We start from the raw sequence: 14,859 nt of genomic DNA, 5'->3' as shown, positions 1-14,859 counted from the left end.
TCTACGGCGGTCTTGATGACTTCGCTGTACTCGGGGCCCGAGAGGGAAAAGTATTCCCCCGTGCCACCGGCAGCAAACAGGGCGCTGGCGCCGTAGGGGGCGAGCCACTCCAGGCGCTCGATGTAGGTCTTGGGGCGGAAGTTGCCCTGGGCGTCGAAGTCCGTGATGGGGAAGGACAGCAGGCCGGAGCCCATGATGGTTTTGAGGTCTTGGGGGGTCATGGTGAATGGCGCGCGGTGAATGGTGGAAAACAAACCAACAGGTCGTACAAGCTAGTTCTTCTCGCGGTAAATCTGAAAAATCTCGCCTGAATACGCAAATGTTAACGTTAACATCATCAGACAACATAGGATAAACCCTTGGTTTTGACTTCGATGAACGCGGATGTACCGCGAGGCCGCCTGCGGCATCGGTCAAGCGACTTCCCGCTTTAGACTCCGCCACCATGCACGCACCCGACCCGGCCCACCCTGCCTCTCTCCTTGGCCGCGACCGCCCCGCCGTCACGCTGCGCGAGGTGGCCGAGCGCGCAGGCGTGTCGATGATCACCGTCTCGCGCGCCATCAATACGCCGCAGCAGGTGTCCGAGCGCACGCGGGAACGCGTGCAGGAGGCCGTGTCTGCACTGGGTTATGTACCCAACCTGGTGGCGGGCGGGTTACGGTCGGCACGCAGCCATGTGGTCACGGCTTTAGTGCCCACACTCACAGGTCCCTTGTTTGGCGAGATGGTGCAGGCGCTGACCGAGGCTCTGGAACTGCGCGGCTTTCAGGTGATGCTGGGCCAAGTGGGCTACGCGCGTTCACGCGAGGACGAATTGCTGCGCGCCATCGTCGGCCGACGACCCGACGGCATCGTGCTCACGGGTGTGATGCACTCGCCCGAAGGGCGGCGTCTGCTCACCGCCTCGGGCATCCCTATTGTCGAAACCTGGGACTTCACCGACACCCCCATCGACATGCTGGTGGGCCTGCGGCATGAAGCGCTGGGCGCGGCCGTGTGCGAGCACCTGTTTACCAAAGAGCGGCGGCGCCTGGCGCTGCTCAGTGGTGGCGACGAGCGCGCCGCCCGCCGCGCACGCGGCTTTGAAGCCGCTGCCCTGCGCCTGGGGCTGCGCCCGCCCGCCGTACGGCTGGGCAAATCCCCCACCACCCACGCCGATGGTCGCAAGGGGTTGGTGGCCCTGCTGACCGATACTCCCGACATCGATGCAGTGTTCTGCAGCTCCGACATGCTCGCCCTGGGCGTGCTGACCGAAGCGCGCGTGCGCGGCATCGCCGTGCCCGATCAGCTCGCAGTGATGGGATTTGGCGACATCGACTTCGCACAGACCGTGAGCCCCAGCCTCTCCACTGTGCGCATCGACGGCACCCGCATGGGCCAGACGGCGGCGCAGCTGATTGCCGACCGCGCCGAGGGCCAGCCCGTGTCAGAACCCGTAGTGGACATCGGCTTTTCCATCATCGAGCGGGACAGCACCTAGGCACCGCCACGCACCACGGCAGCGAGCTTCTTCACCAGCGGCTCCATCGCCTCCACCGGCACCTGCGCATAGCCCAGCAGAAAGCCGCGCCAGGGCTGCGCACGCAGGCCCACGGCGTGCAGGCTCAGGGCCGGGGCCATGATGCCGTGCTGCGCCATGAGGCACCTGCTCAGCGCCACATCATCGGCCGCAGCGTCATGCAGGCGCAGAGCCAGGTGCATACCCGCCGTGCCGCCGTGCACGGTGGCTACATCGCCCAGGTGCCGGGCCAGCGCGGCCGCCAGTGCATCGCGCCGCTGACGGTACAGGCGGCGCATGCGCCGCAGGTGCAAGGCGAACTGGCCACTCACGATGAACTCGGCCAGCGCGCGCTGGTCGGCCGTGCGCCCGCGCGGGGCGGCGCGGTCCAGCAGCAGGGTCAGCGCGGGCGCCAGGGCCGTGGGCACCACCATGAAGCCGATGCGCAGGCCGGGGAACATGGTCTTGCTGAAGGTGCCCAGATAGACCACCGGCGCGTCGGGCGCCAGCCCCTGCATGCAGGCCAGGGGAGGCCCGTCGTGGCGAAATTCGCTGTCGTAGTCGTCCTCGATGACCAGCGCGCCTGCCTGGCGCGCCCCGTCGATCAGCGCCAGGCGCCGCGCCAGGCTCATCACACAGCCCACCGGGTACTGGTGTGACGGTGTGGTGTAGATCAGCCGGGGCCGCTGGCGCAGCCAGTCGCTCGCCGTGGGGGCCATGCCGTCGGCGTCCACCACAATGCCCACGGCCTTGAGTTGCGCGGCGCGGAAGGCCGCCACGGCGCCCTGGTAGCCGGGGTTCTCCATCCACAGCTTGTCGCCTGCATCGGCAAAGGCGCGGGCACACAGGTCCAGGCTGCTTTGTGTGCCGTCGGTAATGAAGACCTGCGCGGCGTCTACCAGCGCGCCGCGTGCCACGCGCAGGTGGCCCGCGATGGCCTCGCGCAGCGCGGGCTCGCCCGCCGGGTCGGCATAGTTGAGCTGTGCAGGTGCTAGGGACGCCCAGGCCTTGTCCAGCATGCGCCGCCAGCGCACCACCGGGAAGTCGCCCAGCGCAGGCACGCCGGGGGCGAACGCCGCCGCCGTCTCCGATCCGGGCAGCAGTGGCATGTTCTGCGCGCGCCGCGACAGACACGAGCGTCCCTCAAGCGCAGGCGCCACGGGCTTGGAGCCTGCCACCAGTCGCCCAGCCAGCGGTGCCACCACACTGCCGCGCCGGGTGGCCACGATGAAGCCCTCGGTGGCGAGCTGCTCGTAGGCATACAGCACGCTGTTGCGCGCCACGCCCAGCTCGACGGCCAGCGTGCGGCTGGCGGGCAGGCGCGTGCCACTGGCCAGCGTGCCGCTGCGGATGCCCTGGCGCAGGCACTCGTGCAGCTGGCGCTGCTGCGGCCAGCGCACATGTGCAGGCTGCGCCTTGAAGGCGCTGAACAGCAGCTGAAAATCCATGGATATCTGTGGCCCTAAAAAATAGTAGTTGAGTGGGTCTTATTCTGGCACCAAGCAGGGTCTACATTGCGCCCCTTCATCCACTCCCCTATCGGAACCACGCACTGTGAACGACACTGCCGCCCCCCTGCCTGCCACTGACCGCACCCGCATCCGCCGCGTGGCCGAAAACGCCCGCTACGACCGCGCCACGCTGCACGCCATCATCGACGCCGCCTACCTGTGCCACGTGGCCTTTGCCGACGACAAGGGCACACACAACATCCCCACCGCCTGCTGGCGCGAGGGCGAGCACCTGTACATCCACGGCTCCAACGGCGGGCGCATGGTCAAGTGGCTGCTCCAGGGTGCGCAGGCCTGCGTCACCATCACCCACCTCGATGGCCTGGTGCTGGCGCGCTCGGCCTTCAACCATTCGATGAACTACCGCTCGGCCATGGTCTATGGCCGCTTCGAACCCGTGGCCGACAAGCACGCGGCGCTGGCCGCGCTCATGGACCACATCGCAGTGGGCCGCCAGGCCGAGATTCGCGCGGGCAACGACAAGGAGTTTGCGGCCACCACCGTACTGCGCATATCCCTCGATGAAGCCGCCTGCAAGGTGCGCAGCGGAGCGCCTGTGGACGACGCTGAGGACATGCTGCACCCCGTGTGGGCGGGTGTGCTGCCACTGGTGCAGGTGCGCGGTGCGCCTGTTGCTGACACGCGGAACACAGCGCCCGTGCCCAGCTATGTGGCAGCCTGGGCTGCGCAGCCCGCCTGAAGGCTCAGGCCTTATAAATCAATGCCGTAGCACGCGCTTCCATGGCCAGCCCCTGCCCCACGGGCCCCAGGCGCTCTGCTGTCTTGGCCTTGACGTTGACCTGGTCGGGCTCCACTTGCAGGGCCTTGGCGATGCACTCGCGCATGCCCGGGATGTGCGCAGCCAAACGCGGCGCCTGCGCCACCACGGTGCTATCCACATTGCCAATGGTGTAACCGGCAGCCCGCACACGGCGTGCAGCCTCGGCCAGCAGGACTGCGGAATCGGCACCGCGGAACTGGACATCGGAGTCGGGGAAATGCCGCCCGATGTCGCCCAGGCCTGCCGCACCCAGGATGGCATCGGTGATCGCGTGCAGCAGCACGTCGGCATCCGAATGGCCCAGCAAGCCCATCGTGTGAGGGATGGTCACGCCGCCGATCACCAGTGGGCGCCCTGGCACAAGGGCGTGCACGTCCCACCCCTCCCCGATTCTGAAATTCATGTGTTCCTTCGTCTCCCCCTGCGGGGTAAATCAATAAATCGTCCTGCGCCCTGTCTCACTGGCGCCGTGACCGCGTTCGCCGCCAAAACGGGCCAGCGTAGTGCCATGGCCACGCTGGGCCAGCACGGCTTCGGCCAGAGCGAAGTCGTCGGGGTAGGTCACCTTGAAGTTCTGTGCACCGCCCGGCACCAGGCGCGGGTGCAGACCCATGGCCTCCATCGCACTGGCCTCGTCGGTCACGTTGGTACCTACCTTGGCCAGTGCGTCCTGCAGCAGGCCGATGCGGAACATCTGTGGCGTCTGCGCCAGCCACTTGTTGCTGCGGTCTACGGTGGACGCCACGCGTACACCGCCAGGGCCGTCGATGGAGGTCTTGAGCGTGTCGGCCAGCTGGTGGGCCAGCAGGCCGCCAACGGAGTCCCCCACACAGGCGTCGATGAGCCGATCGACCTGCTCGGACGTGATCAGGCAGCGCGCTGCATCGTGCACCAGCACCCAGTCATCGCGCTGGGCGCCACGCTCCAGAAGGGTTTTGATTCCGCCCTGCACCGTGGCTGCACGCGTGGGGCCGCCGCACGGTGCCACAAAAAAAGAAGGATGGGCATGGGCGTCCAGAAAGTGATCTCCCGGCGCCACCGCCACGAGCGTGCCAGCCAGGCGCGCCACACCGGCGAACGCGGCCAGCGTATGCATGACCATGGGGTGGCCCGCCACCAGGTGATACTGCTTGGGCAAGGGCAGCGGCGCGGGCTCGCCAGTCGCTGCGGCCATTGCGCCAAAGGCCGACAGCGTGCTGCCTGCGGGCGGCGCCGGTGGTTGCGCCACCGCGCGCGATCCCACCCCGGCGCAGGGCACCAGCGCCCACAAACGCCCCGGCGTCGAAGTGGGCGCATGGGGGGCAGCGAGAGAAGGTTGCAGCAGCGGATCAATGGTCATGAGAGGCGCATTTTAGGAGGATGCACCTTGCACAGCGACCCGACGCGTGGCTTTGCACAGGCATCTGGAACAGCTTGCAGCACGCCTCGCCACGGGTCACTAAAATGCCCCGTTGCCCCCGATCCAGCCCGTGCGCGCTCCGCGCCCCGGGGGATGCGATGGCCTCGACGACCCAACCCGTCCGCATGGAACTTCCCAAACTCTCCCCCGGAAAACGCTTTGCCCTGCCCCGCCCTGTGGGCAGCGCAGACTCCCTGCTGCTGGCCCGCTTGGCCGAACGTGACAAGGCCGCAGGCCGCACCACCGCCATCGTCACCGCCGACGCCACCGATGCTCAGCGGCTCATCGAAGAAATGGCCTTCTTTGCTCCCGGGCTGCGCTGCGCGCTATTTCCCGACTGGGAGACGCTACCCTACGACACGTTCAGCCCTCACCAGGACCTGATCAGCGAGCGGCTGGCCACGCTGTGGCGCATCAGCCAGAAGGACAAGGACACCGGGGCCGACGTGGTGCTGGTGCCCGCCACCACGGCGCTGTACCGCCTCGCCCCGCCCTCCTTCCTCGCGGGCTACACCTTCCACTTCAAGGTCAAGCAGAAGCTCGATGAGGCCAAGTTCAAGGCCCAGCTCACGCTGGCGGGCTACAGCCATGTCTCGCAGGTGGTAAGCCCTGGCGAATACGCCGTGCGCGGCGGGCTGATCGACCTGTTCCCCATGGGCTCGCTGGTGCCCTTCCGCGTGGATCTGTTCGACGACGAGATCGACAGCATCCGCACCTTTGACCCCGACAGCCAGCGCAGCCTGTACCCCGTGCCCGAGGTGCGCCTGCTGCCCGGGCGTGAATTCCCCATGGACGACGACGCGCGCGCCAAATTCCGCAGCCGCTGGCGCGAGATGCTGGAGGGCGACCCCACCAAGAGCCGCATCTACAAGGACATGGGCACGGGCGTGGCCACGGCCGGTATCGAGTACTACCTGCCGCTGTTTTTTGACGACACGGCCACCGTGTTCGACTACCTGGGCGGCGAAGCCACGGTGGTTCTGCACGGCGACCTGGAGCCCGCGTTCCAGCGCTTCTGGCAGGACACGAAAGACCGCTTCCGCCTGGTGCAGGGTGACCCCGAGCGCCCGGTGCTGCCGCCCGAGGCGCTGTTCCTGTCGGCTGACCAGTTCTACACCCGCGCCAAGGAACATGCCCAGTTGTCCATCCGCCCCGGCGTGGAAGACGTGGACGACAACCCGAACTTCCAGAAGCTGGGCGACCTGTCGGTGGTGCGCGGTGCGGAAGACCCACTGGCCCGCCTGCACGCCCACATCCGCAACACGCAGCACCGCGTGCTGCTGCTGGCCGAAAGCGATGGCCGTCGCGAGAGCCTGCTCGACTTTCTGCGCGCCAGCGGCGTGAACCCACCGGCCTTCGATTCGCTGGCCGAGTTCCAGGGAACCGCCGACGAAAAGATCGGCATTGCCACCGCAAGCCTCACCGTAGGCTTCAGCTGGATCGAAGACGGCATCGACTTCGTCACCGAGACCGAGTTGTTTGCCGCAGGCCCCACCACGCGCCGCCGCAAGAAGCAGGAGCAGGTGAGCGATGTCGAGGCGCTGATCAAGGACCTGGCCGAGCTCAACGTGGGCGACCCCGTGGTGCACAGCCAGCACGGCATTGGTCGCTACCGTGGCCTGATCAATATGGACGTGGGCAACAAGAACCCCGACGGCACGCCCGCCATGCAGGAGTTCTTGCACCTCGAATACGCCGACAAGGCCGTGCTGTATGTGCCCGTGAGCCAGCTGCAGCTGATCAGCCGCTATACCGGCGTCAGCGCCGACGAGGCGCCACTGCACAAGCTGGGCAGCGGCCAGTGGGAAAAGGCCAAGCGCAAGGCGGCCGAACAGGTGCGCGACAGCGCCGCCGAGCTGCTCAACATCTACGCCCGACGCGCGGCGCGCGAGGGCCATGCCTTCCGCTACAGCCCGCAGGACTACGAGACCTTTGCCAACGACTTCGGCTTTGACGAAACGGCTGACCAGAACGCCGCCATCCACGCGGTGATCCAGGACATGATCAGCCCCCGCCCCATGGACCGCCTGGTCTGTGGCGACGTGGGCTTTGGCAAGACCGAGGTCGCCCTGCGCGCGGCCTTCGTGGCGGTGACGGGCGGCAAGCAGGTGGCCTTTTTAGCGCCCACCACGCTGCTGGCCGAGCAGCACTACCAGACGCTGGTGGACCGCTTCAGCAAGTGGCCGGTGAAGGTGGCCGAGGTCTCGCGCTTTCGCTCGGGCAAAGAGATCACCGCCGCCATCAAGGGCATCGGCGACGGCACGGTGGACATCGTGGTGGGCACGCACAAGCTGCTGTCCGAATCGACGAAATTCCACAACCTGGGCCTGCTCATCATCGACGAGGAGCACCGCTTTGGCGTGCGCCACAAGGAGCAAATGAAGGCCCTGCGCGCCGAGGTGGATGTACTCACCCTCACCGCTACCCCCATCCCGCGCACGCTGGGCATGGCGCTCGAAGGCCTGCGCGACCTGTCGGTCATCGCCACCGCGCCGCAGCGGCGCCTGGCGATCAAGACCTTTGTGCGCAACGAAGGCACGGGCGTGATCCGCGAGGCAGTGCTGCGCGAATTGAAGCGCGGCGGGCAGGTGTACTTTCTGCACAACGAGGTGGAAACCATCGAGAACCGCCGCCAAAAGCTCGAAGAAATCTTGCCCGAGGCCCGCATCGCCGTGGCCCACGGCCAGATGCCCGAGCGCGAGCTCGAGCGCGTGATGCGCGACTTTGTGGCCCAGCGCTACAACATCCTGCTGTGCTCGACCATCATTGAGACCGGCATCGACGTGCCCACGGCCAACACCATCATCATGAGCCGCGCCGACAAGTTCGGCCTGGCGCAGCTGCACCAGCTGCGCGGGCGCGTGGGCCGCAGCCACCACCAGGCGTACGCCTACCTGATGGTGCCCGACGTGGAAGGCCTGACCAAGCAGGCGCAACAGCGGCTCGAAGCCATCCAGCAGATGGAAGAGCTGGGCAGCGGCTTTTACCTGGCCATGCACGACCTGGAGATCCGTGGTGCGGGCGAGGTGCTGGGCGAGAGCCAGAGCGGCAACATGCTGGAAGTCGGCTTCCAGCTCTACAACGAGATGCTGAACGAGGCCGTCAAGGCCCTCAAGGCAGGCAAGGAACCCGACCTGCTCTCCCCGCTCTCGGTCACCACCGACATCAACCTGCACGCCCCCGCCCTGCTGCCCGATGATTACTGCGGCGACGTGCACCTGCGCCTGTCGTTCTACAAAAAGCTGGCCACGGCCAAGACGCCCGACCAGATTGACGGCCTGCTCGAAGAGATCGTGGACCGCTTTGGCAAGCTGCCGCCGCAGGCGCAGACCCTCATCGACGTGCACCGCCTGCGCGTGCTGAGCCAGCCCTACGGCGTGGTGAAGGTGGATGCCGCCCCCGGAGTCATCAACATCACCTTCAAACCGCAGCCGCCGATTGATCCGATGCGCATCATCGAGCTGATCCAGAAGAACAAGCACATCAAGCTGGCGGGCAACGAGAAGCTGCGCATTGAGCGCGAGCTCAAGGAGCCCAAGGACCGCGCGCAGATGGTGCGCGACATTCTGCGCAGCCTGGGGCAACCACTGGCGGCGGCGTGAGGGCAATTTTTTGAATAAAAAAGGCCTCCTCCGCGCGTCCATCATGCGAATTAAGCTATCAATAGCATAGCAATAAAAACCATGTGGCTTGAAGCCGCTCTTCTCCTTATCGCCCTGGTGGCCGCACTTGTAACGCGTCCCTGGCGCATGCTTGCCAACCACAAGCCATTGGTGCACGAAAGCCACGGCACCCCCTCTGCGCTGTGGACTCCACTGCTCGCCGTCCTGGTCTTTCTGCCCTGGCTGTGGGCACTGCCCACGCTGCACGCCATGCCGCTGCAACTGCAATGGTCGGGCGCCTGCCTGGTGGTGCTGATGCTGGGGTGGCCGCTGGCGATACCCGTGCTCATCGCCGTGGGCACAGCCGCCTGCGTGATCTCGCCCGCGCTGGTCTGGGCGGACGCGCTGGGCGCCACGGTGTGGCTGGGCGTGGTGCCGGCCACGCTGGCGCTGGGACTGGGGACACTGGTGCGACGCTACACGGGGACAAAGCCGTTTGTCTATGTGCTGGGCCGTGCGTTTCTGGGCACCGTGGTGTGCGTGTTTGCAGCGGGCGTGCTTTCCCAGTGGAGCGGCCACCTGCTGCCCGGTGTGGGCGATGAGCTGTCGCTGGTGGCGCGCTGGCTGATGGCCTGGGGCGACGGTTTTGTCACCGGCATGCTCGCGGCGATTTTTGTGGCCTTCAAACCCGAGTGGCTGGCCACCTGGTCGGACGGGCTGTACCTGCATGGCCGAAAGCCCTGACTCCGACGCCCCAGAGGCCGCAGTGCACAGCGCACCCGTCGCCGTGCGTACGCCTTTTGCCGTGGCCCACGGCGCCCACCAGTTGCATGGCTGCACCTGGAGCCACATGCCCGCATCGGTGCCGCGCCTGCTGTCTCTGCATGGCGGCGGTGCGGCTACCAACCACCGGCGTGTGGACTACCTGCTCCAGCCTCTGGCCACCCAAGGCTGGGCCGGTGCAGCCTTCGACTTTGTAGGCCACGGCACCACGGGCGGCAGCCTGCTGGGCTCCAGCCTGGCAGACCGCCAGGCTCAGGCGCAGGCTGTAGCTGCACACCTGGGCCTGGGGACAACACATCCGCCCTTGGCCTTGATCGCCTCCAGCATGGGCGGCCACACGGCGTGCCAGCTGCTGGATACGCTGCAGCCACGCGCCCTGGTGCTGTTCTGCCCGGCGGCGTACACACCGGCGGCAGAGCACCAGCCCTTCGGCCCAGCTTTTCAGCAGACCCTGCGCACCACCACGGACTTCGCCGATGCCCTGGCCTGGGCAGCATTGCGGCGCTTTCGCGGTCGGTTGCTGCTGGTCTGGGGCGCGGAGGATGCGGTGATCCCGCCCACCGTCATCCAGGGCTACAGCCAGGCCGCCATGGCCGCGCGCAGCGTGGACGTGGTCCAGTTGCCTGGCGTGGGCCATGCCCTGCACGCGTGGCTGCAGACCCAGCCCCTGGCGGCCCTGGCGCTGCTGCAGCGAATCGCCGCCCTGCTGGCGGCGGCGGAACGGGACTGAGTCACACGGCGCCATAGCCGAGCACGGCCCTCCCGCTTCGGGCCATGCCAGCCTGCAGCCGATGCTTGACAAAGCGCAAGAGGCATTGCCCGGCGCAGCGCGATAGTGGACACCACACCAACCAGGAGTGCCCACCATGAATCTGCTGAACGATCTTTTCTCTACCGACTACGGCCTGATGAGCATCATTGGCATCGGGTTCATGCTGTGCATGGCTGCATTTTTCCTGCGCATGTTCCTGGTCAAGATGAACGAGCCGCCCGCACCCAACCCTGCGGGCCGCGCAGGGGCTGGCAGTGGCAGCATCAAGGGCCCGCCGCTGTCGCGCTGAAGCGGCGGCGCTGCGGGGGCGCCGCACCCACGGTGGCAGGGCAACCGGCGCAGACGGAAGGGGCATGAAGCGGGGCGATACCATTGCGGGTTCTGTTCTCCCCCACACCAAACACCCCGTCGCCTGCGCCATGACCCACGCTACCGAATTCGCCCCCGGCCTCGTCATCCAGGGCATCACGCCCCCGCTGTCCCTGTCGAGCTACAAGCTCATCGCTTTTGACATGGACTCCACCCTCATCAACATCGAGTGTGTGGACGAAATCGCCGACGCCGCAGGCCGCAAGGCCGAGGTGGCCGCCATCACCGAAGCGGCCATGCAGGGCGTCATCACCGACTACAAAGAGAGCCTGCGCCAGCGCGTGGCCCTGCTCAAGGGCGTGACAGTGCAGCACATGGAGCAGGTCTTCACCGAGCGCCTGCGTTTCAACCCCGGTGCCAAGGAATTGATCACCGCCGCCAAGGCGGCGGGCCTGACCACGCTGCTGGTCTCTGGCGGTTTCACCTTTTTCGCCGACCGCGTGAAGGCCGGGCTGGGCATTGATTTCGCCCGCTCCAACATGCTCGAAGTGCAAGATGGCCAGCTCACCGGCCGCATGGTGGACCAGGCCTGGGGCGACATCTGCGACGGCGCCGAGAAGCGCCGCACGCTGCTGGAAGTGGCGTCGCTCATGGGCATCTCGCCCCAGCAGGCGATTGCGGTGGGCGACGGCGCCAATGACTTGCCCATGATGGGTGCAGCGGGCCTGTCGGTGGCCTACCACGCCAAGCCCGCCGTGCGCGCGCAGGCCAAGGTGGCCATCAACCAGGGTGGGCTGGACCGGCTGCTCGAAGTGCTGCGCTGATTCGCAACACCACAGCCCCGCCATGCTGAAGGCCCTTTCCGCCCGCGCCGCGCAGTCCTTGCGCAAAAGCTGGAAGCAGCACCTGACGACCCTCGTGCTCGCCTGGGTCGCCATCGTGGCGGTGGACACCTGGCGCACGCGCGACCTGCCCCAGGGCCCTGCGCCCGATGTGGCGCTGGTGATGGCCTCCCTCGCTGGTTCCGCTGGAGCCTCCGCCACCACAGCACCCACCACCCTGGCCGCATGGCGCGCCCAGCATCCCGGCCGGGCCGTGGCCGTGCACTTCTGGGCCGAATGGTGTGCGGTGTGCAAGCTGGAGGAGCCCAGCATTGCCAGCCTGTCCGGCCACTGGCCCGTGCTGGGCGTGGCCATGCAGTCGGGCAACGCCGAGCGCGTGGCCCAGGTGCAGCGCCAGCGCGGCATGCCCTGGCCCACGGCGGTGGACCCACAGGGCACCCTGTCGCACAGCTGGGGCGTGCGCTCCGTGCCCGCGCTGGTGGTGATCGATACGCACGGCCAGGTGCGGTTTGCCACCTCGGGCTACACGCCCGAGTGGGCCATGCGCCTGCGGCTGTGGTGGGCACAGACCATGCCACAGTGGAAAGCATGGCTTCCAAAACAATAGCTGCTTGCGCTTGATGGACGCGCGCAGACGGCTATTTTGACCACTATTTTTTGTTCCACCGGGCGCCCCATGCCCTGATGCGCCCCGCGCTGCGTGTGGCGCAAATCTTCAAGACCCGCCACCCCCGTCCTTTGCACACTGGCCCCGTCACACCCACGGAGGCCCCATGCACATCACCCTGAACCAACAAGCCCAGCCGGTGCCCCCCGGCTGGGAGGACGAACCCCTGCTCTGGCTGCTGCGCGAGCCGCTGGGCCTCATGGGCACCCGCTTTGGCTGCGGCATGGGCCAATGTGGCGCCTGCACCGTGCTCATCGACGGCGTGGCGCAGCGCGCCTGCCTGCAGACGGCGCGCGGGCTGCAAGGGCGCTCCATTACCACCATCGAAGGCCTGGCGGCGCCCGATGGCACGCTGCACCCCGTGCAACAGGCCTGGCTGGACCTGCGCGTGCCCCAGTGCGGCTACTGCCAGAGCGGCCAGATCATGGGCGCGGTGGCCCTGCTGCGCGCCACACCCCGCCCCAGCGATGCGCAGATCGACGCCGCCATGTCGGCCCACCTGTGCCGCTGCGGCACCCAGCACCGGGTGCGCGCGGCCATCCACCAGGCGGCCGGGGGCGTAAAGCCATGAAGCGCCGCCAGTTTTTGGCAGCGGCAGGCGCCGGGGTACTCACCGTCACGCTGGCGGGCTGCAGCCTCGTGCCGGTGATCCCCAAGCGCCCCACCTCCACCGCCGATGACGCGCTGGGCTGGATACGGCACGACAACGGCCGCTACACCCTGTGGCTGCCCAGTGCCGAAATGGGCCAGCAGATCAGCGCCGCGCTGCAGGGCCTGGCCGCTGCCGAGCTGGGTGTGCCGCCCGCACAAGTACACCTGCAACTGCCCAGCACCCGCCACATCGCCCGCGTGCGCGCCACCGTGGGCAGCGCCAGCGTGCAGGACTTTGCCCTGCCCCTGGCCCGTGCCTGCGCCACCTTGCGCGAGGCCCTGGCACAAGGCCAGACCACGGGCACGCTGGCCGCGCGTGACATTGCGCCCAGCGCGCTGCGCAGCCTGCAGCCGCGCACGGGGGTCACCAAAGAAGCTGCGGCGGCGCCGGGCCAGCTGCACGCCCTCGTCACCGGCCAGCCGCTGTTTGCGGGCGACACGCGCCTGCCCGGCCTGCTGTATGGCCGCGTGCTGCGCGCACCGGTGTCAGCCGAAATCACCTCGCGCCCCAAGGCGTGGGACGAAACAGCCGCTCGCGCCGACCCCGCCTGCATGGCCGTGGTGCAGCACCCGCGCCTGTTGCAGATGGGCAGCCTGGGCCTGGGCATCGTGGCGCGCACGCCTTCGGCGCTCGACCGCATCGAGGCCGCGCTGGCGGTGCAGTGGCAGGTGGACGATGGCAACGCGTTCGAGCAGGCGGCCATCGACGAGCGCATCGACATCGACACGCACCTGCGCCGGGGCGCGCTGCAGCACCGCCTGCGCAAGGACGAGCTGCCCACAGACACAGCATGGACGCTAGACCTGCGCATGGACGTGCCCTTGGCCGCCCACGCGCCCATCGAGCCCCGCAGCGCCACGGCGCAGTGGCTGGCCGACGCAGACAAAAAAGACATCGCCCTGAAGGTATGGGCGGGCACCCAAGACCTGTTCTACATGCGCGACGTGCTCGCCCGCCAGTTCAGCCTGGATGCCGAACGCATCGAGGTGCAGGCCTGCCGCATCGGTGGTGGCTTTGGCGGCCGCACGCTGTGCACGGTGGAGCTGGAGGCCACCGTGCTCGCCCAGGCCGTGGGCGCGCCCGTCAAGGTGCAATGGAGCCGCGCGCAGGAGTTTGCCCAGGGCTTCCAGCGCCCGCCCTCCAGCCACCGTGTGCGGGCCCGCGTGCAAGGCGGGCACATCACCCACTGGTGGCATGCGCTGGCCAGCAGCCACATCCTGTTCACGCCCGCCGCGATGCCGGTGTGGATGCAGACCCTGGCCGACCTGGCGGGCGACAGCGGCGTGGCGCGCGGCGCGCAAATGCCGTACGACGTGCCCCAGCAGCGCATCGAGTTCACCGCCCAGCGTCTACCCGTGCACACCGGCCCCTGGCGCGGCCTGGGCGCGGGGCCCAACACCCTGGTGGTGGAAAGCGCCATGGACGAATGCGCGCGCCACGCAGAGGCAGACCCATTGGACTGGCGCCTGCAACACACCACCGATGCACGCCTGGCCCAGGTGCTGCGCCGTGCCGCCGCCGAGGCCCGCTGGCCAGAGCGCCCCGCCAGCGATGCCACCACCTTGCGCGGGCGCGGCATCGCAGGCGGCATCTACAAGGGCGTGAGCTATGCCGCCGCCGTGGCCGATGTGGAGGTGCAGCGCACCACCGGCCAGGTGCGTGTGGTGGCGCTGTGGTGCGCGCACGACTGCGGCCTGGTGCTGCAGCCCGACGGCGTGCGCGCGCAGACCGAGGGCAACCTCGTGTGGTGCCTGGGCATGGTGCTGCACGAGCAACTGCCCGTGGCCCGCTCGGGCGTGGCAGCGGCCAGCTTTGCCGACTACCCGCTGCCACGCATGGGCGACATTCCGCCGCTGCATGTGCACCTGATCGACAGCAGCGCGCCGCCCACCGGTGCTGGAGAAACCGCCATGGTGGCCGGGGCCGGAGCGATCGCCAACGCGCTGCGCAACGCCACCGGCGTGCGTTTTGCCCGCCTGCCGGTGCGCAGTGCTGATGTGCTGCAGGCCTTGTCCACGCAGGCTTAGCGGGGTCGCACCA

The 14,859-nt window shown here is 68.0% G+C and carries 13 protein-coding genes and 1 pseudogene; 10 read left to right on the top strand and 4 right to left on the bottom strand.

Annotation, left to right across the window (positions count from 1 at the left end; translation table 11 throughout):
* Nucleotides 1-221: dihydrodipicolinate synthase family protein (locus CBY09_RS24020; protein ID WP_240515780.1), on the bottom strand; the 221-nt coding region annotated here is incomplete at its 3' end.
* 224 nt (nucleotides 222-445) lie between these two features.
* Between CBY09_RS24020 and CBY09_RS06860 the strand changes: the two genes are divergently transcribed.
* A complete protein-coding gene (locus tag CBY09_RS06860) occupies nucleotides 446-1,483 on the top strand; it encodes a LacI family DNA-binding transcriptional regulator (protein ID WP_094287698.1) in 1,038 nt (345 codons plus the stop codon).
* Here the strand turns inward: CBY09_RS06860 and pdxR are convergent.
* Nucleotides 1,480-2,949, bottom strand: a complete 1,470-nt coding sequence (gene pdxR / locus CBY09_RS06855; RefSeq protein WP_094287697.1) for a MocR-like pyridoxine biosynthesis transcription factor PdxR — start codon at nucleotides 2,947-2,949, stop codon at nucleotides 1,480-1,482. The genes CBY09_RS06860 and pdxR overlap by 4 nt on opposite strands.
* Before the next feature lie 106 nt (nucleotides 2,950-3,055).
* Here pdxR and CBY09_RS06850 point away from each other — a divergent pair, with 106 nt between their 5' ends.
* On the top strand, nucleotides 3,056-3,712 hold the full coding sequence (locus CBY09_RS06850; RefSeq protein WP_094287695.1) for a pyridoxamine 5'-phosphate oxidase family protein: 657 nt from the start codon (nucleotides 3,056-3,058) through the stop codon (nucleotides 3,710-3,712).
* Nucleotides 3,713-3,716: 4 nt separating this feature from the next.
* Here CBY09_RS06850 and ispF read toward each other — a convergent pair whose 3' ends face one another.
* On the bottom strand, nucleotides 3,717-4,196 hold the full coding sequence (ispF, locus tag CBY09_RS06845) for a 2-C-methyl-D-erythritol 2,4-cyclodiphosphate synthase (RefSeq protein WP_094287693.1): 480 nt from the start codon (nucleotides 4,194-4,196) through the stop codon (nucleotides 3,717-3,719).
* A gap of 30 nt (nucleotides 4,197-4,226) precedes the next feature.
* A complete protein-coding gene (locus CBY09_RS06840; RefSeq protein ID WP_094287691.1) occupies nucleotides 4,227-5,132 on the bottom strand; it encodes an IspD/TarI family cytidylyltransferase in 906 nt (301 codons plus the stop codon).
* Between the two features lie 185 nt (nucleotides 5,133-5,317).
* Here CBY09_RS06840 and mfd point away from each other — a divergent pair, with 185 nt between their 5' ends.
* The 8 genes and pseudogenes from mfd to CBY09_RS06800 all read left to right on the top strand — a co-directional run bounded on the left by mfd (nucleotide 5,318) and on the right by CBY09_RS06800 (nucleotide 14,846).
* Complete coding sequence (gene mfd, locus CBY09_RS06835) at nucleotides 5,318-8,794, top strand: transcription-repair coupling factor (protein ID WP_094287689.1); 3,477 nt, start codon at nucleotides 5,318-5,320, stop codon at nucleotides 8,792-8,794.
* Nucleotides 8,795-8,875: 81 nt separating this feature from the next.
* The gene (locus CBY09_RS06830; RefSeq protein ID WP_094287687.1) at nucleotides 8,876-9,538 is read left to right on the top strand and encodes a hypothetical protein; all 663 of its coding nucleotides are present in this window, start codon (nucleotides 8,876-8,878) and stop codon (nucleotides 9,536-9,538) included.
* Nucleotides 9,522-10,307, top strand: a complete 786-nt coding sequence (locus tag CBY09_RS06825; RefSeq protein WP_094287685.1) for an alpha/beta hydrolase — start codon at nucleotides 9,522-9,524, stop codon at nucleotides 10,305-10,307. Before CBY09_RS06830 ends, CBY09_RS06825 begins: the two co-directional genes overlap by 17 nt.
* 136 nt (nucleotides 10,308-10,443) lie before the next feature.
* Nucleotides 10,444-10,557 (top strand): annotated as a pseudogene (locus tag CBY09_RS24290) (DUF3149 domain-containing protein); the annotation flags it as partial.
* A 211-nt stretch (nucleotides 10,558-10,768) separates the two neighbouring features.
* On the top strand, nucleotides 10,769-11,482 hold the full coding sequence (gene serB, locus CBY09_RS06815; protein ID WP_094287681.1) for a phosphoserine phosphatase SerB: 714 nt from the start codon (nucleotides 10,769-10,771) through the stop codon (nucleotides 11,480-11,482).
* A gap of 22 nt (nucleotides 11,483-11,504) precedes the next feature.
* The gene (locus CBY09_RS06810) at nucleotides 11,505-12,107 is read left to right on the top strand and encodes a redoxin domain-containing protein (RefSeq protein WP_094287679.1); all 603 of its coding nucleotides are present in this window, start codon (nucleotides 11,505-11,507) and stop codon (nucleotides 12,105-12,107) included.
* A gap of 166 nt (nucleotides 12,108-12,273) precedes the next feature.
* A complete protein-coding gene (locus tag CBY09_RS06805) occupies nucleotides 12,274-12,738 on the top strand; it encodes a (2Fe-2S)-binding protein (RefSeq protein ID WP_094287677.1) in 465 nt (154 codons plus the stop codon).
* Entirely contained in the window at nucleotides 12,735-14,846 is a 2,112-nt protein-coding gene (locus CBY09_RS06800) for a xanthine dehydrogenase family protein molybdopterin-binding subunit (protein ID WP_094287675.1), read from the top strand. Before CBY09_RS06805 ends, CBY09_RS06800 begins: the two co-directional genes overlap by 4 nt.
* Nucleotides 14,847-14,859: the final 13 nt, after the last annotated feature.

Origin of the sequence: Acidovorax kalamii (assembly GCF_002245625.1) — a bacterium.
Taxonomy (GTDB): Bacteria; Pseudomonadota; Gammaproteobacteria; order Burkholderiales; family Burkholderiaceae_C; genus Acidovorax; species Acidovorax kalamii.
This window is presented reverse-complemented; position numbering and strand designations above follow the sequence as displayed.